Genomic DNA, 17943 nt, shown 5'->3' with positions numbered 1-17943 from the left:
AACCCCACAATCTTACATTTCGCTTAGTAACTGTTCTGCGTTTTTCTTTCCGTTCTGTGCCAGAACGTGATCAGGTTGAGCTTCAAGCGCACGTTCAAAATGCTCCAACCCTTTATTTATCTTATCTTCAAATAGTGCAATAACTCCAAGGTTATAGTGCGCATCACTATGTGCCTCATTTAAACGGATGACTTTGTCAAAAACGGAACCAGCATCCGAGATGTGATCACTTTGCGCAAGTGCTAGTCCGTATTGAAAGAGAATTTCCTCATCCTCTGGTGCCAGTTCAGCGGCCCTAAGCAAATAAGGAAGTGCTAGCTTATCGTGCTCCTGTTGCAAGAATGTCATACCAAGCATATAGTACACATCTGCTTCTTCTAAACCAAGTTCAATCGCTTTTTGGTAGTTGACCTGTGCTTTTTCATAATTAGCTTGTTCAACATATAAATTTCCTAAGCCATAGTAAGAAGTAGCAGCTTTCTCATCTAGTTCGATGGCCTTTTCAAAAAAACGTTGGGCACGCTCTTGGTCATTAACATGCAATAGTAAATTACCAAAGTTAATGTATCCAACAGGATCATTTGGCTGCTCCTCAATTACTTCCGTAAAAAGAGCTGCTGCCTCTTCAAATTTATTATCTTGCATATAAGCAATAGCCTGCTTGTTTTTATCCATCGTAAAACCCCTTATTTATCCAACATAATTTAGTGCTTTCTCTTCTTTTAAAATTTCATCTATCGTACCGCCACCTAGGCAAACCTCACCATCATAGAATACAACAGCTTGTCCTGGTGTAACAGCACGTTCCATTTCAGCAAAATCAACTCTTACCTTACCATCTTCCAGCAATGACACCGTAACCTTGCTATCTTTTTGACGGTATCTAAATTTAGCTGTACATGTGAATGTGTTTTCTACTCTATCTTTGTTAATCCAATTTAAATCAGTTGCTATTAGGCCGTCAGAATACAGGGTATCATGAGAATATCCTTGCTCCACATAGAGAATATTATCATTAAGATTTTTACCGACTACAAACCAAGGATCTCCTGCCCCACCAATTCCAAGTCCTTGACGTTGTCCAATTGTATAGTACATTAAGCCATCATGTTTTCCTTTTGTTTCTCCAGATAATGTCTTCATTTCTCCAGGTTGTGCTGGCAAGTACTCACTCAAAAACTCTTTAAAATTTCGTTCGCCGATAAAGCAAATTCCTGTACTGTCTTTTTTATCTGCCGTTACAAGGTCATGTTTCTTTGCTATTTCTCTAACCTCAGATTTTGGAAGGTGCCCTAGTGGGAACATAACTTTCTCTAGAACTTCTTCTGTCAATTGGTTTAGGAAGTAAGTTTGGTCTTTATTGTCATCCACCCCACGAAGCATTTCCACTCGTCCATCTGTTTCACGAACTTGTGCATAATGGCCTGTTGCCAAATAGTCCGCTCCGAGTGAAATAGCGTGGTCTAGAAAAGCCTTGAATTTTATTTCTTTATTACACATTACATCTGGGTTCGGTGTTCTACCGGCTTTGTATTCATCAAGGAAATACGTGAATACTTTATCCCAATATTGTTTCTCAAAGTTTACGGCATAGTAAGGGATATCTAACTGGTTACAAACTCGTACAACGTCATCATAATCCTCTGTTGCTGTACAAACTCCAAATTCATCGGTGTCATCCCAGTTTTTCATAAATATCCCGACAACATCATAGCCTTGTTGTTTTAATAGTAAAGCTGCAACAGAGGAATCTACTCCTCCGCTCATGCCCACTACCACTCTTGTATCTTCAATTCTTTTCATTTTCATTCATCCTTTTTATGAAACTAATCGTTTTACTATTTTGGACACTCTTTCTGCAGCTTCTTCTACATTTTCCTTTGAATTCGCAAGTCCAAAGCTAAATCGGATGGAATTAGTTGTACATGGATGTCCTTCACCAAACATCGCACTAAGTACATGGGAGGGCTCTACTGAACCTGCTGTACAAGCACTGCCACTTGAAGCAGCAATTCCGCTAAGATCAAAATTAGTAAGAAGTGCTTCCACATTGGTTCCAGGAAAACTAATATTTACAATAGAAGCAATCGCCGATTCCGGATCGCCATTTATAGCAAAATCTATTTCATTATTTTTTAGTATTTGTACGAAGTGATCCTTAAAGCTTTGATAAAGCTTATTTCTCTCCTGTCGCTTCTCCATAGCTATTTCAACTGCTCGTTTAAAACCTACAATAGCCGGAACATTTTCTGTACCTGGGCGACGTTTTCGCTCCTGTTCACCGCCAAATTGTAATGCCTGCATTGCAATACCTTCCTTTACATATAGAAAGGCTATTCCTTTAGGGCCGTTTATTTTATGAGAAGAAACGGTAAGCAGATCAATACTCATTTCCTTTACATTCAAATCCAGTAATCCATATGCTTGGACTGCATCTGTATGAAAATATGCCTGGTGTTGGCTCACAAGCTTCGCTGCTTCTTCAATTGGCTGTATAATTCCCGTCTCATTATTTACAAACATAATTGAAACGAGAATCGTATCGTCACGAAGAGAAGTACGTAAATCCTCAATTGCTATTTTACCGTCCTTATAAATCGGTAAATAAGTAACTTCGAATCCCATTTTCTCCAGTTTTTCTGCAGTATGCAAAGTCGCATGATGTTCCTGGCTTACGGTGATAATATGTTTTCCTTTATGCTGGTTAGCTAAGGCCGTCCCAATTAAGGCCATATTATCTGCCTCTGTACCACCACTTGTAAATATAAGCTCTTTTTCATTAGCATGGATGCTTCCTGCTAATACCCTTCTCGCTTCATCCAGTTGCTGTCTCGCTTTTCTACCAAACGAATGAACACTGGACGGGTTACCAAATACGTCTGTATATATCGGAATCATAGTAGCAATTACTTCTTCGTGCATCGGGCTTGTTGCAGCGTGATCCAAATAGATTTGTTCCATTGTAATCGATCCTTCCAAACAATTTATCTCAAAATGATTTACCTAACATATGGTGAGAGAATAACCCCATCATAATGAAGTTTCACTTTATATATAAAACATGTAGCCTTCTTCAGGCTGCTCCCCGTTATGGTTCGCCAAATCCTCTAGTGTTGTAGTATCCAAAACATCTTTCACTGCATCTCTTATTCGCATCCATAGTGCTTGCTTAGCAGGTTCTTCGTCCTCAATGCCTTCGACTGGTGTGATAGGTCCTTCTAAAACCCGGATAATATCTCCTGCACTAATCGTGGCAGGCTCTTTTGCCAGAATATATCCTCCATATGCACCTCGGATGCTCTTAATTAATCCCGCGTTTCGCAACGGAGATGCTAGCTGTTCCAAATAGTGTTCTGATAAATCATTTTCTCTTGCAATATTTTTTAAAGAGGTCGGCCCATTACCGTGCTTTTTAGCTAGATCGATCATAATGGTGAGACCATATCTTCCTTTAGTTGAAATCTTCACTTGTTACACCTCTATTTTAAGTACAATGCTATCCTGTTTATACATGATAGTATAGCACGAATCTTGTCTTTCTTGCATTTTATCGGCATCATGCTTAAGCTAAGGTTAGACATATCTATTGCGCGTATAACACTTCAACCAGTTAGTTTCGGACTTTTTTAAACGGGTTGAAAAAACAATAGAATGTACATTTTTTAAAGAAACTACTATTTTACTATAGAGGACGGTATAAATGAAACAGAAACCACTTGCCTTTCGAATGCGACCTGCAAACATTTATGAAATTATTGGACAGGAGCATTTGGTTGGAGAAGGAAAAATTATTTATAGAATGGTAGAAGCGAACCGATTAGCTTCGATGATTTTATTTGGGCCACCCGGCACTGGCAAAACTTCAATGGCTCAGGCACTTGCCAAAAGCCTTGGTTTACCTGTGAAAAAACTGAACGCTGTGACAGATAAGAAGAAAGACATGGAAATTGCTGTAGAAGAAGCAAAAATGCGTGGACAACTCGTTTTAATATTGGATGAAGTACACCGGCTGGATAAAGCGAAACAGGACTTTTTACTTCCTCACTTAGAAAGTAATTTAATTACATTGATTGGCTGTACAACGAGCAATCCTTACCACTCAATTAATCCAGCAATAAGAAGTAGGTGTCATTTATTCGAACTTCATCGATTGTCTGAGGAACATGTTAAGGTAGCCATCAAAAGAGCAATTCAAGACGATCAGGAAGGTTTTGGTGACCTGACAATAGAACTAACAGATGAAGCATTAAGTCACTTTTCCGGCAGTGCAAATGGGGATATGCGATCTGCTCTAAACGGACTGGAACTGGCGGTGGCTTCTACCCCCAAAAACAGTGATGGGCACATCGTAATTGACTTAAATATAGCAGAAGAATGTATGCAAAAGAAGAGTTTTTCTCATGATAAAGGGGGCGATGCTCATTATGACGTCCTATCAGCATTTCAAAAATCAATCCGTGGGAGCGATGTCGATGCGGCGCTCCATTACTTGGGAAGGCTGATTGAAGCAGGCGATCTTGATAGTATTGCACGCCGAATGATTGTAACCGCCTATGAGGATATCGGGCTTGCAAACCCACAAGCTGGCCCACGGGCTATTGCTGCGGTACAGGCAGCTGAACGTTTAGGCTTTCCGGAAGCTCGCATCCCCCTCTCCGTTGCCATTGTGGAATTATGTCTTTCTCCAAAATCAAATACTGCTTATAAAGCTTTGGATGCAGCACTTGCTGATATCCAGAATGGGAGAAGTGGGGAAATACCATCTCATTTAAAAGACGCGCACTATCTGGGAGCCAGTAAACTCGGACGAGGTGTAGAATACAAATACCCTCACAACTATGATAATGCCTGGATCGACCAACAATACTTGCCAGACTCTATTAAAAACAAACACTATTACCAGCCAAAGAGTACAGGTAAGTTTGAAGCAGCCATGAAACAAGTGTATGAAAAGCTACAGAGTGAGAAGAAACAATAAAGTGAAACTTCAATCAGTGGGAGTTTTCTTTCTTCCCCCACTGATTGTTAGTTGAACGAATCGGGGTGTTAGCGTCCGTTTACTCCCTCTTAAACATCAATGTTTTACTTCATGTTTTGAAGTGGAAGTCTTACGGACGGTTGCACCGGGATAAAGGTCTCCCTAACTACTAGCCTGTTTTTTCAAGAGAAAGTAGTAAGACAAATTATACAGAAAACAGAGAAGTCTGGCGATAATATTTTTAAAAAGCAATACAAGAAAAAAAACGACTCTCATAATCAAGGTATAAAATTACTCCATATCGGTAAAGATAACATTATAAAACATGAAATCTATGATTAATTTTTATCGATGAAGGAGTTGAACCAAATGGTTAAAGTAAGACAGGATGCATGGTCCCATGAAGATGATTTATTGTTGGCGGAAACCGTTTTACGCCATATTAGAGAAGGTAGTACACAATTAAATGCGTTTGATGAAGTAGGGGATAAGCTAAATCGCACCTCTGCTGCATGTGGATTTCGCTGGAATGCAGAAGTTCGTACAAAGTATGACAATGCTATTGATCTTGCAAAAAGACAGAGAAAAGAGAAGAAACGCGCTTTAGCTGGACATTCTCCACGCGTAATGAAACCCGTGGCCCAAATCTCAGCGCAAACTTCTGAGAGCGACTATCAACCTGTAGAGCAAACACAAACACCTGCAGTAGTTGAAAGCACAGCTATCACCATGGATACCGTGATTCGCTTTCTAAAGGATGTTAAAAAAGACTACTATGCTTCCAATCAATCAAAAGCTTCTCTAGCTCAAATGGAACAAGAGAATACGAAGTTAAAAGAAGAAGTAAAAGAATTAAATCACCAATTAAAACAAACTGAGAATCAGCTTGCAACCATTCAAGAGGATTATCAGGTATTCATCCAAATTATGGATAGAGCAAGAAAAATGACGGTCCTAGAAGAAACTGGCGCTTCAGCCCCACCAGCTTTCCGTATGGACAAAAACGGAAATCTTCAGCAGCTTGCTCAAGGAAATTAATAAAACAAAAGTGCAAGCGGCTACTTCTTTTTAAGAATGGTCTGAAGCTCGATTTTTTTCTTCCCTATCTATCAAGCAAAAAAGAAGCCCCCCTGCATTATTTCTACAGGGGGCTTCTTTTTATGTAGTAATCCCGATTGTGCCGTCCGGTAACAAGTTTTGATCCCGCTCATAGCAGGTGGGTGCTCTGTTCTGCATATATTATGCTTCCTCTCCACAAGGGAGAGGCATGCACGCAACACAGAAACGAAACGAGCTCCCAAATAATCAGTTGTTCGGTCAAACACTTTATTCAGACGTACACATCAGGATTAATAACTTTATGATTTTGTAAATTCATCTTAACATATACCCCGTGGCTTTTCAACGGTAGTATTTATTTGTCTTATTCTTTCTCAGTTGTGGCTTTTTCTGTTAACCCGATTGAAAGCTCATCCAACTGGGCATGGCTTACCGGACTAGGTGCTTCTGTAAGTAAGTCAGATGCAGAAGCGGTTTTCGGAAACAGGATGGTGTCTCGTAAATTCGTTCTTCCGGCCAATAGCATTATAATTCTATCTAATCCTAGTGCCACACCCCCATGAGGTGGAGCTCCATATTCTAGTGCTTCCATCAAAAAGCCAAACTGGTCATTTGCTTCTTCCTCAGTAAAGCCTAGTACGCGGAACATCTGTTGTTGCTGTTCTTTCTTATATATACGAATGGATCCCCCACCAAGCTCATATCCATTTAAAACAAGGTCATATGCATTTGCTCTTACATTACCTGGATCTGTCTCTAACAAAGAAGCGTCTTCCTCAACAGGTGACGTAAACGGATGATGCGCAGCAAAATATCTACCAAGCTCTTCATCATACTCCAGTAGCGGCCAATCCGTTACCCATAGGAAGTTGAATAAATCGTTATCAATCAGCTGAAGTTCTTTTCCCAGCTTTAATCGGAGGGCGCCAAGACTGTCATATACAACACTTGTTTTATCAGAACCAAATAATAGAAGATCTCCGTCTTCAACATCCGCAGTCTCTTTAATCCCTTTCACTTCATCTTCTGATAAGAATTTTGATATTGGTCCTTTTAAGTCTTCTCCTTCTGCTTTCAGCCAAGCCATTCCCTTTGCACCATAAACTTTAACAAATTCTGTTAGTTTATCAATGTCTTTTCTTGAATAATTAGCTGCCTGCCCTTTTACGTTTAACAGACAAACTTTACCGCCTGATTCGATAGCACTTTTAAACACTTTAAAATCAGAGTTTGCTAATACTTCGGTCACATGTGTTAGTTCCATACCAAAGCGCGTATCCGGTTTATCGGAACCATATCTAGCCATTGCTTCATCGTATGGCATTCTTGGTAGTGGGAGTGTAATATCTAAATTCTTAACTTCCTTCATGACTTGTTTCATCATTTCCTCCGTCATGGCCATGATATCATCACTTGACATAAAGGATGTTTCAATATCAATTTGTGTGAATTCTGGTTGACGGTCTGCTCTTAGATCCTCATCACGGAAACAGCGTGCAATTTGATAATACTTTTCAAATCCACCCATCATAATTAACTGTTTAAACAGTTGAGGAGATTGTGGTAAAGCATAAAATTCTCCTGCATGAACCCTGCTTGGCACAAGATAGTCTCTTGCTCCTTCTGGTGTGCTCTTTGTTAAAATAGGTGTTTCCATTTCAAGAAAATCATTGTTATTCAAATAATTCCTCACTGCTTGTGTTGTTTTATGACGCAACTTAAATGTTTCTTGAAGCGGCCCTCTGCGCAGATCCATGTAACGATATTTCAATCGCAAATCCTCGGATACCTCTGTTTCATCCTGGATGACAAAAGGAGGCGTTTTTGCTTTATTAATAATCGTTAATTCATTTGCAAGTACTTCGATTGTCCCGGTATTCATATTTGGATTTACCGTGGATGGATCTCTTTTTACAACATTTCCTTTTATTTGAACTACATATTCTGTTCTTACTACCTCAGCAGTCTCCAATGCTTCCTTGGAAATGTCCGGATTAAAAACAACCTGAACGAGTCCTGACTTATCACGAAGATCTATAAAAATTAGACCACCAAGATCCCTTCTTTTCTGCACCCATCCTTTTAGTAATACGGATTGCTCAATATGAGCATCGCGTAGCGTTCCTGCGTAAACTCTTTCACTCATTTCCTTTGCCTCCCTGCAACGTTCCTTTCATGTATGAAACAACTTCCTGGAGCTTAACTTCTATTTGATCACCTGTCTCAAGGTTTTTAACATTTATCATCTGCTTTTCTAATTCCTCATCGCCTAGCACTAGCACATAGCTACTGTTAAAGCGATCAGCAGATTTAAATTGCGCCTTCATTTTACGTCCGAGGTAGTCCTTATCTGCCTGAATTCCCACAGCACGAAGTTCATGAAGAATTTTTACAGACTCTTTTTCGGCTTGGTCGCCCATCGCAACAACATAACAATCTAATTGCTCCTCTATTGCGACTTGCTTATTCTCAGCTTCAAGTGCCATAATTAGGCGCTCAAATCCCATTCCAAAACCGATTCCCGGCGTGTCAGGACCACCTAGCTCTTCGACAAGGCCATTATATCTGCCTCCACCAGCTAATGTCGTGATGGCACCAAAACCTTCTGCTTCACTCATGATTTCGAAAGCTGTGTGATTATAATAATCAAGTCCTCTAACCAGATTTTTATCAACTTCATACTCAATGCCCATCATCGTTAAATAGCTTTTAACCTGTTCAAAGTAATTCTTGGATTCATCGTTTAAGTAGTCTAGAATAGATGGCGCATTTTTCATGGCAGGGTGTTCCCTATCCTTTTTACAGTCTAAGATTCGAAGCGGGTTTTGCTCTAGCCTTATTTGACAGTCACTACATAGTTCTTCCTTAACAGGTGAAAAATGCTCTACAAGCGCTCTTCTGTGATTGTCTCTACTTTCACTGTCACCAAGTGAATTAATGACGAGCTTTAATGAAGTCAATCCCACCTCTTTATAACACGTCATAGCTAAGTCAATAACTTCAGCGTCCACCGCCGGATCAGCACTTCCTAGCACCTCTACTCCAAACTGATTTAACTGCCGCATTCTCCCTTTTTGTGGGCGTTCATAACGAAACATCGGCGCGAAATAGTATAGCTTTGTTGGCTGAATAGGATTACCAAATAATTTGTTTTCGACATAGGCACGGGCAACAGATGCTGTCCCTTCTGGTCTAAGGGTTAGACTCCGTCCACCTCTATCTTCAAAGGTATACATTTCTTTTTGGACAATGTCTGTAGAATCGCCTACACCGCGTTGGAATAATTCGGTGTGCTCAAAAACTGGTGTCCGAATCTCATTAAAATTGTACCGATCACAAATATCTTTTATTTTTTTCTCGGCATACTGCCATTTCCTTGTGCTTTCAGGAAGTAAGTCCACAGTACCTCTTGGCGCCTTCATATTCATTGCAAATCCTCCTATATAACATCATTTGATAAAACACTATTGTTTTTCTGTGCATGTGGATCTCGCGTCTTTTCTAAAAAAACATAAAAAACTCCCGTCCCTTAAAAATAAGGGACGGGAGTTCACCCGCGTTGCCACCCTAGTTGATGCAATAATATTGCATCCGCTCTTCACAGTTAACGCCTGCAAAACGTTTATACTTACATATCAGCATAAAGCCTCGGGAGTGTCTTTCGTTGAGCCATCAAGTGAAAATGCTCTCAGCCTCTGGCATTTTCTCTCTTATTTATGTGGGACTCCTCTACTTTTTCCGTCATCGGTTCTTTTATTCGTGTATTATGGAATGACTATTATATTAATTGCTACATGAAGGATTGTCAAGCACGATTCAGTTTTTTCTTTAGCATTTTCACTTCACCTAAGGAAATTCCGAATTCCTGAGCTATTTCCATATGATTAGCATGTCCCTCCATCTCTACAAACTGATGGAGATTTACGCCAAATAATTCTTTGTTATTGGTGGAAGTCCATTGTTTCTCACCATATCGCATGCAATTTTCCCTCCAAGATCGTCTAAGATTTCCTAACTTACCATTAGTTTTGCCTAAACGGTCTATTTTTATTATACTTTGTTAAAGAGTACATAATTTAGGAGGAACTATTTTGCGCATAGAGAGAAAATGGCTTACCTTCTTCAGTTTAGCAGTAATCTGGTTTGCATTCCCTTTTACTATTTTCGCTGATGAAATAGAGCTTACAGGAGACAGTGTAAACATACGCAGCGGTCCTGGTACTAATTTTGATGTAATTGGAAGCGGAAATACTGGAGATACATACGAACTGCTTGAAGAGCAAGGGGATTGGATAAGAATCCAATTTAATGAAGAGGACGGCTGGGTAACAAGCTCCTTCACAAAGATGGTAGAGGCAGAGGAAGAAGAAAAAGAAGATGAGAAAGTAACAGAAACGAGCACAAGCTCTGTAGAAACAATATCTATTCCATTTGATAACACTCATATCCGGTCCGCTCCCTCAACTGACGGGGAGATTGTTGGATTTGCTGAAAAAGGAGATACCTTTAATGTGATTGGTGATCAGGAAGATTGGTTTGAGGTTTCCAACAATGATTTATCCGGCTTTGTATCCAAACGGATAATCAAGAAGAGCCCTAGCTCATCTACTTCTACTTCAGTCTTTAAAAACAAGACTATCGTTATTGATGCCGGCCATGGCGGACGGGATGTTGGAGCGATTGGTTCCTCTGAGGTACTTGAAAAGGATGTCACGTTTCTAACCGCACAGGAATTAGCAAGCGAACTCACCATGCTTGGTGCTGAAGTATTACAGACTCGCCTAGAGGATGAATACATTTCATTGAGCAGCAGAGTAAGCTATGCCAATACGATGGAAACAGACGCCTTTATTAGCATACATTATAATAGCATACCAGAACACCCTGATGTAACCGGGATCGGCACCTATTTTTATAAAGGAAAGAATGAAGTTCTTGCTTCCTACATTCAATCAGAGCTGGTAAAAGAAACAGAAGCCACAGACAGAGGTGTTACCCATGGGAATTTTCTAGTTCTAAGGCAAAGCATGCAGCCTTCTGCACTTTTAGAACTAGGCTTCCTATCCAACCCAGATAAAGAGTCTTTACTTGGAACAGTTGCTTACCAAAAGAAACTTGTTTCCGGAATTGTCAACGGCCTGGGTAAATACTTTGCTAACGAGTAATCGAAAGAAAAAGCTGGACATGTTCGAATAATTATTCGACTTTGTCCAGCTTTTTGATTTTCATACTTTTATTGTCATATTATTAGCTATCATCCTTACCACGAGATGCTAATATTCTCTAAATGATAACTCATGATAACTCTGGTTATTACTCTTCAGCAATCATTGTTCTTATGCGCCGTAAGCGGTTCTTCACTCTATCTTTATACTTTTCATTCACATTCTTACTCTTTACTATCAATAATGAGAGTCACAGGTCCAGAATTCGTTAACTGCACGTCCATCATTTCGCCGAACTTGCCTGTTTCCACATGTATATTTTGTTCTTTAACAAGCTCATTGAATTGATTATAGAGCTCTAACGCATCATCTGGCCTGGCAGCCTGCATAAAGTTTGGCCTCCTGCCTTTTCTCGTATCTCCATAAAGGGTAAACTGCGATATAGAGAGCAGACTCCCATCCGTATCCTGTAAAGATAAATTCATTTTTTCATTTTCATCCTCAAAGATTCGGAGGTGAATGATTTTCTGAACTAGGTACTTTGCGTCCTCTATAGTATCTTCATGAGTAATTCCCAACAACACGACTAGTCCCTTGTCAATGCTGCCAACAACTTCGCCATCCACTAAAACACTGGCATCTTTCGCTCGTTGTATTACTGCTTTCATTCAGGCATTCCCCCGATCTGCTCTTTATTGAAAGTGTCATTTAACTTCCTGAAAAACTAGGCCCTCTTTGTTAATGAGCTACTATTGCAGAGTTCTTGTAACGGTATAAACATCTTTTATCTGTTTAATTCGCTCTACAATTTTGCGTAGGTGTCCGGTATTATGGATTAAAATAGTAATCTGGATGAGCGCCATTTTATTTCGATCTGATTTACCATTTACGTAGGTAATATTTGTTTTCGTTTCGTTTACTGCCTGTAGTACTTCATTTACTAGGCCTCGGCGATCATATCCAGATATCTCCAGCTCTACATGGTATTGTTTTTGGACAGAATGGTTCTTTTCCCATTCCACATGCAAATAGCGTTGTTTAGCTTCATCGGTTTGAACATTTGGGCAATCAGACCGGTGGACGGAAACGCCTCTTCCCTTTGTGATATATCCCATAATCTCATCCCCAGGAACTGGGTTACAGCACTTGGATAAACGAACTAAGAGATTATCGACACCTTCTACTCTTACCCCTGAATCTCGCTTATGAGGTTTTTTTTCTTTGAGCTCCGTTGTCTTTACTTCTTCAATGGTTTGAGCAAGATCTTGCTCTTTTAGTTTAGTCTGTCTAATTTTATCAGTAAGTCTTGTAGCTATAAGTGCTGCTGTAATTCCCTGATACCCGACAGCTGCATACATATCATCTTCATTCATAAAATTGAATTTCTCATAAACCCTTTGCAAATTCTCTTGTGTCAGAACTTCTTTTGGTTCCAAACTTAACGCTTGGATTTCCCGATCTACTGCTTCTTTGCCCTTAGCAATATTTTCGTCACGCCGTTGCTTTTTGAAGAATTGCTTAATCTTGCTCTTTGCTTGTGAAGTTTGGGTGATCTTCAGCCAATCCTGTGATGGCCCATAAGAGTGCTTAGAAGTCATCACTTCAATAATATCGCCATTTTTTAAACTGTAATCAAGTGGCTCCATTTTCCCGTTAATCTTCGCACCAATTGTTTTATTGCCTATTTCGGTATGAATTTTATAAGCAAAGTCAAGTGGGACAGATCCTGAAGGCAATTCGATTACATCGCCTTTAGGTGTAAATACATAAACCATATCGGAGAAAAGATCGACTTTTAATGTCTCCATGAATTCTTCCGCATCATGTGTTTCATTCTGCCAGTCAAGTATTTCTCTGAACCATGTTAGCTTTTCTTCAAAAGATTTCTTACTAGTATGCGCCTGCTTCCCTTCTTTATAGGCCCAATGCGCAGCAATGCCATACTCGGCAATCTCATGCATTTCTTTCGTGCGGATTTGCACTTCTAACGGATCCCCTTTTGGCCCAATTACTGTCGTATGAAGCGACTGGTAAAGGTTAGGCTTAGGCATCGCAATGTAATCCTTAAAGCGCCCTGGCATGGGTTTCCAGCACGTATGAATTATGCCGAGTACTGCATAGCAGTCTTTAATACTATCCACGAGAATACGTACAGCAAGAAGATCATATATTTCATTAAACTGTTTATTTTGCTCCACCATTTTGTGATAGATGCTATATAGATGCTTCGGCCTACCGGACATTTCCGCCTGTATATTTACTTCATCTAATTGCTTCGTGACTTCGTTCATTACTTCATCTATATAGGATTCTCGTTGATCCCTTTTTTGCTTCATCAGTTGAACAATACGGTAATATTGCTGTGGATTTAAATATCGTAGTGCTGTATCTTCCAGTTCCCATTTAATTGTTGAAATTCCAAGCCGATGTGCCAAAGGTGCGAAAATTTCCAGGGTCTCATTAGATATGCGGCGTTGTTTCTCAGGAGGCAGATGTTTTAGGGTTCTCATATTATGGAGGCGGTCAGCAAGTTTGATTAATATAACTCGAATATCTTTTGCCATCGCGACAAACATTTTGCGATGGTTTTCAGCCTGTATTGCTTCCTTCGATTTATACTTAATCTTACCCAACTTGGTAACACCGTCAACTAGCAATGCTACTTCTCTATTAAAAGCAGTCTCTAGTTCCTCAACAGTTATTTCTGTGTCCTCCACCACATCATGTAGGAAACCTCCAGCGATTGTTTCTGCGTCCATCTCTAAGTCAGCTAGGATTCCTGCGACTTGTACTGGATGAATAATATAAGGTTCCCCTGATTTACGAAATTGCTCTGCATGTGCATTTTCTGCAAATTTATATGCATGCCTAATAAACGTAGCATCTTCTTCTGTTAGATACTCACGCACCTTTTTAATAATGTCTTCTATTGATACTATATTATCCTTTGCCATGTAATCACCTTGTTTGGAAAAGTTCGTTATGTTCCGAATGTATTTTAAAAGCGTTTCATTTCAATTCTTAGCGTTCATTTGCTTCTTAACTGATATAATATATAAAACGGTTAGTAAAAACTATATAATGCATATTATATGCTTTTCCGACACGTATGTACAATGATTAAAAAATAAAAATATATTAAGATGAATTGCTGTAAAATTTAGAAGAACAGGTCTGACGGATATTATTCCATCAGACCTGTTCTTCATTCTAGTAATTAATAGCTCATTAAGGAAAGCACATCATATCCGTCGAGTTTTTGCATACCATCCAAGTAACTCAATTCTATTATGAAAGCGCACCCAACTACAATACCACCTAATTCTTCAACTAACTTAATAGTTGCTTCAATTGTACCGCCTGTTGCAAGCAAATCATCCGTGATCAAAACACGTTGTCCTGGTTTGATTGCATCTTTATGAATAGTCAGCACGTTACTTCCATATTCAAGACCATAGTTTACTTTAATAACTTCACGTGGAAGCTTTCCTTCTTTCCTTACGGGTGCAAACCCAACTTCTAAGGCATAGGAAACCGGGCAGCCAACAATAAATCCACGCGCTTCAGGACCTACTACGATGTCAATCTCCTTCTCTTTTGCAAACGACACTATTTCGTCAACAGCTGATTTAAAAGCTTTCCCGTTATCCATCAAAGGCGTAATATCTTTAAAGCGAATACCCTCTTTTGGCCAATCTTCTACTATTTTTACATATTGTTTATAATCCATAACTTAGTTCCTCCTTGGGACTTTCCACTTGGTCCATGCAATTATTGAACCAGTTTCTCAATTCGTTGTAATTTGAGTAATATAATGTCTTTTCTATTTCAGCTTGTTCTAGCTGTGTCTGATATGCAGAAGACTCCAAAAGATCTTTTTTATCTGGTTTTGGATTCACTGTAATAATACCGTTATCTATTTTAACAAAGCCGAGTTCAAAAAACACCTCTGAAATAAAATAGATGCGTTCTTTGCTCCACCCTTTTGTATTCATGACTACATTTATCTCACTATTTAGGTCAAGAACCTTTTTCTTTAACAGAACAGCATAATACCATTTAAAGTCTTCGCGTGTCGGTAGAGCATTCAAGAAGGCACTGTTTTCTATATAATAGCATGCATGAATATTTTGTGGTTTTGCCTTTTGTATTAACTCTTTTAATTTTGAAAGATCCTGTGGCATATCATAGATGTAAAGAGCATCTGTAGCAGGTACCACTTCCATGGCGTCATATTGAATATATTGTACGTCGCTCCCCAAATCAATTTGCGGATTACCAACTACTAGGTTGGAGTTATGGTGCTCAATATATGGGGTGAGATTTATATTCTTTCTTCCACGGTGATCAAACAACTGCCACTGTCTAATTTCCATATCCTGCAGTACGATTTGGGGTTTTCTATTGCCGTTCCATTCATTTATTCCCAACTCCCCAACAACCGTTACGGGGGTATTAGGAGATATATGTGGGTAAAGCTCACCAAACCCAAAACCAATTCCCTCTACATTCTTTCCTTCTTCTTTAAACAATAACTTAAGATGCCGCTTCGTGCTCCCTATTTGTCTTAATTCAGACGGGATTGCAGTCAGTTGAAATATAGGTTTAGGATTCTTCATTCCGAAAGGAGCAAGCTTTCCTATTTCGTCAACAAGCTTCTCATTAACATCTTCTATACTCACTTCACTACTGATTTCTAACAGCTGTTTAAAATCTTCATCTGCTAGTTCATTACGAATGAGTTCATTTAACCGAATTTGCAATTCATCTAAATTCTCGAGTGGTAATGTCATGCCAGCCGCTTGGGAATGCCCGCCAAAATGAGTAAATAGGTCCCTTACAGTCATACAATTTTTAAATAAATCAAAAGCAGGGATACTTCGAGCAGAACCTTTTACTTGGGAGGTTCCTGGCTTTTTAGTTAATACAATCGCAGGCTGATCAAATTTTCGTACTAGCTTTGATGCAACAATACCTAGCACACCTTCATTCCAGCCCTCTTTTGCTACAATAATGACACCTTTTTCTTGATTTGGATCCACCATTTTTTCGGCTTCTTTGACTATATCATTTACAATTTGTTGTCTTTTTACATTAATCTGGTCAATCTCTGTAGCAATCTCTTCCGCTTCCGTTTTATCGTCTGTCATTAGAAGCTGTACAGCCAAATCGGCATCCTGTAATCTTCCTACAGCATTGATTCGTGGACCAATTAAAAAGCCAACATCCTCTTCTGACACGTTCCCTTCAATATTACAGACACGCATAAGTTCCTGTAACCCAACATTATTGGTTTGGGCAAGAGCTCGTAATCCATGATAAGCCAAGACGCGATTCTCACTGACCAATGGTACAAGATCAGCAATTGTCCCAATAGCCACAAATGGGAGAAATTGTTTTGGAAAATATCCCAGTAGGTATTCTGCAAATTTAAAGGCAACCCCAACTCCTGCTAATTCTGGAAAAATATCAGCTGTAGAGCGCTTTGGGTGTATAATTGCATATGCGTCAGGAGGCTGCTCTTGAATTTCATGGTGGTCGGTTATAATTAAGTCCAGACCGATCTCTTTAGCTACTTCTGCCTCATGTACTGCAGCTATCCCATTATCCACTGTTATAATAAGTGCATAGCCTTGTTCTTTCGCTTCTCTAAAAGCAGCTTCATTTGGGCCATAGCCCTCCTTAAAGCGGTTTGGAATATAGTAATCACACTCTGCGCCAAGCTCTTTTAATGCAAGGAGCATAACTGTTGTAGAGCTAACTCCATCAGCATCATAGTCTCCATACACAAGAATCTTCTCATGTTGGTCAATAGCCACTCGAACACGATCTGCAGCTACCTCAATTGAATCGAAGTCTGCAGCGTTATGTAATGTACTTATATCAGGTGAGAGGAATTGTCTAGCCTCCTCGCCAGTCTTTATACCTCGCTGAACTAAAAGCTCTTTGATAATTGGCGATAACGTAATGGAGTCGTCCATCCAATGGTCTTCCTCATTCGTTATTTCTTTACTTCTCCATTTTGTCTTGCTTTGTAACATAAATTCACCCCTGACTAATCTATTATACAAGAGTAAGTCAAGGGTAGCAATGCTGTTTTCTTCCATTGTTATTTTATCCCGGTGCGACCGTCCGTAAGACTCCCACTTCAAAACATGAAGTGAAACCGTGATGTTTAAGTGGGAGTAAACGGACGCTAACACCCCGATTCGTTCAACTAACAATCAGTGGGGGAAGTACAAAAACCTCCACTGATTGAAGTTTCACTTTATCTCGTCTACCTGGTTTATATCAGTATCATTCTGGATGTTCTCACCAGGCTCTAAGCCATTTTCGCGTAATTGTGTATGCAGGGTTTCATTTTCTTTTTGTAAACTTCGAACTTGTCGCTGTAGGCGAAACATTCGAATCACACCCACCGCAGCAGTAATAATTCCTCCCATTAAGACGGAGAAAAGAATAATTAGAATAAGCGGGGATTCCGCTGTCCAGAATAAATAGTTAACTTCAACCGGATCTACATTAGTTACTGCAAACACTGCCACAATAATAACGAAAATAATTGCCAAAATAACATAGCCTTGCCCTTTCATGTAATTCCTCCTTCTAATATCGCATTCTTAAGTATCATACCCTGGATTTGCTTTAATTAAGCAAGAAACTAGTGACAGTTCATTAACCTAATCATCAATTAAGCAAGTGGGTGTTTAGGTTTGCTTATATTGAAATGGATAAAAAAAG

15 protein-coding genes, 1 other RNA gene and 1 other annotated feature are annotated in these 17943 nt (G+C 39.5%); of the genes, 3 read left to right on the top strand and 13 right to left on the bottom strand.

Features of this window, described 5'->3' with window-relative positions; all coding sequences use genetic code 11:
- Positions 1-12 precede the first annotated feature (12 nt).
- The 4 genes from AC6CHS_RS01380 to cymR all read right to left on the bottom strand — a co-directional run bounded on the left by AC6CHS_RS01380 (position 13) and on the right by cymR (position 3468).
- Positions 13-675, bottom strand: coding sequence for a tetratricopeptide repeat protein (locus AC6CHS_RS01380; protein WP_498233685.1), 663 nt, complete (start codon positions 673-675; stop codon positions 13-15).
- Positions 676-690: 15 nt separating this feature from the next.
- Positions 691-1803 carry a tRNA 2-thiouridine(34) synthase MnmA gene (gene mnmA, locus AC6CHS_RS01375; RefSeq protein WP_498233684.1) on the bottom strand — a complete coding sequence of 371 codons (1113 nt, stop codon included), beginning with the start codon at positions 1801-1803 and terminating at the stop codon, positions 691-693.
- 15 nt (positions 1804-1818) lie between these two features.
- Positions 1819-2961, bottom strand: coding sequence for a cysteine desulfurase family protein (locus AC6CHS_RS01370; protein WP_498233683.1), 1143 nt, complete (start codon positions 2959-2961; stop codon positions 1819-1821).
- Positions 2962-3048: 87 nt separating this feature from the next.
- Complete coding sequence (gene cymR / locus AC6CHS_RS01365) at positions 3049-3468, bottom strand: cysteine metabolism transcriptional regulator CymR (RefSeq protein WP_036572361.1); 420 nt, start codon at positions 3466-3468, stop codon at positions 3049-3051.
- Between the two features lie 232 nt (positions 3469-3700).
- On the opposite strand from cymR, the gene AC6CHS_RS01360 reads away from it, so the two are divergent.
- Together AC6CHS_RS01360 and AC6CHS_RS01355 are read left to right on the top strand one after the other, a co-directional pair.
- A complete protein-coding gene (locus AC6CHS_RS01360; RefSeq protein ID WP_498233682.1) occupies positions 3701-4978 on the top strand; it encodes a replication-associated recombination protein A in 1278 nt (425 codons plus the stop codon).
- A 369-nt stretch (positions 4979-5347) separates the two neighbouring features.
- A complete protein-coding gene (locus tag AC6CHS_RS01355; protein WP_498233681.1) occupies positions 5348-6016 on the top strand; it encodes an RsfA family transcriptional regulator in 669 nt (222 codons plus the stop codon).
- A 126-nt stretch (positions 6017-6142) separates the two neighbouring features.
- Here AC6CHS_RS01355 and ssrS read toward each other — a convergent pair.
- The 4 genes from ssrS to AC6CHS_RS01335 form a co-directional block, all read right to left on the bottom strand.
- Positions 6143-6331, bottom strand: a non-coding RNA gene (ssrS, locus tag AC6CHS_RS01350) — 6S RNA.
- A gap of 70 nt (positions 6332-6401) precedes the next feature.
- Complete coding sequence (gene aspS, locus AC6CHS_RS01345; protein ID WP_498233680.1) at positions 6402-8183, bottom strand: aspartate--tRNA ligase; 1782 nt, start codon at positions 8181-8183, stop codon at positions 6402-6404.
- Positions 8176-9465 carry a histidine--tRNA ligase gene (hisS, locus tag AC6CHS_RS01340; protein WP_498233679.1) on the bottom strand — a complete coding sequence of 430 codons (1290 nt, stop codon included), beginning with the start codon at positions 9463-9465 and terminating at the stop codon, positions 8176-8178. The genes aspS and hisS overlap by 8 nt, the downstream gene beginning before the upstream one ends.
- 107 nt (positions 9466-9572) lie before the next feature.
- Positions 9573-9791, bottom strand: a binding site (T-box leader).
- 51 nt (positions 9792-9842) lie between these two features.
- Positions 9843-10016, bottom strand: coding sequence for a hypothetical protein (locus AC6CHS_RS01335; protein WP_498233678.1), 174 nt, complete (start codon positions 10014-10016; stop codon positions 9843-9845).
- Positions 10017-10128: 112 nt separating this feature from the next.
- On the opposite strand from AC6CHS_RS01335, the gene AC6CHS_RS01330 reads away from it, so the two are divergent.
- The gene (locus AC6CHS_RS01330; protein WP_498233677.1) at positions 10129-11202 is read left to right on the top strand and encodes an N-acetylmuramoyl-L-alanine amidase family protein; all 1074 of its coding nucleotides are present in this window, start codon (positions 10129-10131) and stop codon (positions 11200-11202) included.
- Between the two features lie 224 nt (positions 11203-11426).
- On the opposite strand, the gene dtd is transcribed toward AC6CHS_RS01330, so the two are convergent.
- The 5 genes from dtd to AC6CHS_RS01305 all read right to left on the bottom strand — a co-directional run bounded on the left by dtd (position 11427) and on the right by AC6CHS_RS01305 (position 17795).
- On the bottom strand, positions 11427-11870 hold the full coding sequence (gene dtd, locus AC6CHS_RS01325) for a D-aminoacyl-tRNA deacylase (RefSeq protein WP_498233676.1): 444 nt from the start codon (positions 11868-11870) through the stop codon (positions 11427-11429).
- A gap of 81 nt (positions 11871-11951) precedes the next feature.
- Positions 11952-14156 carry a RelA/SpoT family protein gene (locus AC6CHS_RS01320; protein ID WP_498233675.1) on the bottom strand — a complete coding sequence of 735 codons (2205 nt, stop codon included), beginning with the start codon at positions 14154-14156 and terminating at the stop codon, positions 11952-11954.
- Positions 14157-14419: 263 nt separating this feature from the next.
- On the bottom strand, positions 14420-14932 hold the full coding sequence (locus AC6CHS_RS01315) for an adenine phosphoribosyltransferase (protein ID WP_106897032.1): 513 nt from the start codon (positions 14930-14932) through the stop codon (positions 14420-14422).
- Positions 14922-17243, bottom strand: a complete 2322-nt coding sequence (recJ, locus tag AC6CHS_RS01310) for a single-stranded-DNA-specific exonuclease RecJ (RefSeq protein ID WP_498233674.1) — start codon at positions 17241-17243, stop codon at positions 14922-14924. The genes AC6CHS_RS01315 and recJ overlap by 11 nt, the downstream gene beginning before the upstream one ends.
- A 222-nt stretch (positions 17244-17465) precedes the next feature.
- On the bottom strand, positions 17466-17795 hold the full coding sequence (locus AC6CHS_RS01305; protein WP_379549599.1) for a LapA family protein: 330 nt from the start codon (positions 17793-17795) through the stop codon (positions 17466-17468).
- Positions 17796-17943: the final 148 nt, after the last annotated feature.

This window comes from Oceanobacillus sp. GQ8 (genome assembly GCF_059758495.1).
The sequence above is the reverse complement of the archived record's forward strand: the minus strand, read 5'-3'. Positions and strand labels throughout refer to the sequence as shown.

What these genes read in the sequence shown, in the direction of transcription:
- hisS (WP_498233679.1), bottom strand. Translation starts at nt 9,465, where the DNA reads ATGAATATGAAGGCGCCAAGAGGTACTGTGGACTTACTTCCTGAAAGC.
- AC6CHS_RS01315 (WP_106897032.1), bottom strand. Translation starts at nt 14,932, where the DNA reads ATGGATTATAAACAATATGTAAAAATAGTAGAAGATTGGCCAAAAGAG.
- AC6CHS_RS01355 (WP_498233681.1), top strand. Translation starts at nt 5,348, where the DNA reads ATGGTTAAAGTAAGACAGGATGCATGGTCCCATGAAGATGATTTATTG.
- dtd (WP_498233676.1), bottom strand. Translation starts at nt 11,870, where the DNA reads ATGAAAGCAGTAATACAACGAGCGAAAGATGCCAGTGTTTTAGTGGAT.
- mnmA (WP_498233684.1), bottom strand. Translation starts at nt 1,803, where the DNA reads ATGAAAAGAATTGAAGATACAAGAGTGGTAGTGGGCATGAGCGGAGGA.
- AC6CHS_RS01335 (WP_498233678.1), bottom strand. Translation starts at nt 10,016, where the DNA reads ATGCGATATGGTGAGAAACAATGGACTTCCACCAATAACAAAGAATTA.
- AC6CHS_RS01360 (WP_498233682.1), top strand. Translation starts at nt 3,701, where the DNA reads ATGAAACAGAAACCACTTGCCTTTCGAATGCGACCTGCAAACATTTAT.
- AC6CHS_RS01370 (WP_498233683.1), bottom strand. Translation starts at nt 2,961, where the DNA reads ATGGAACAAATCTATTTGGATCACGCTGCAACAAGCCCGATGCACGAA.
- AC6CHS_RS01380 (WP_498233685.1), bottom strand. Translation starts at nt 675, where the DNA reads ATGGATAAAAACAAGCAGGCTATTGCTTATATGCAAGATAATAAATTT.
- AC6CHS_RS01305 (WP_379549599.1), bottom strand. Translation starts at nt 17,795, where the DNA reads ATGAAAGGGCAAGGCTATGTTATTTTGGCAATTATTTTCGTTATTATT.
- AC6CHS_RS01320 (WP_498233675.1), bottom strand. Translation starts at nt 14,156, where the DNA reads ATGGCAAAGGATAATATAGTATCAATAGAAGACATTATTAAAAAGGTG.
- aspS (WP_498233680.1), bottom strand. Translation starts at nt 8,183, where the DNA reads ATGAGTGAAAGAGTTTACGCAGGAACGCTACGCGATGCTCATATTGAG.
- recJ (WP_498233674.1), bottom strand. Translation starts at nt 17,243, where the DNA reads ATGTTACAAAGCAAGACAAAATGGAGAAGTAAAGAAATAACGAATGAG.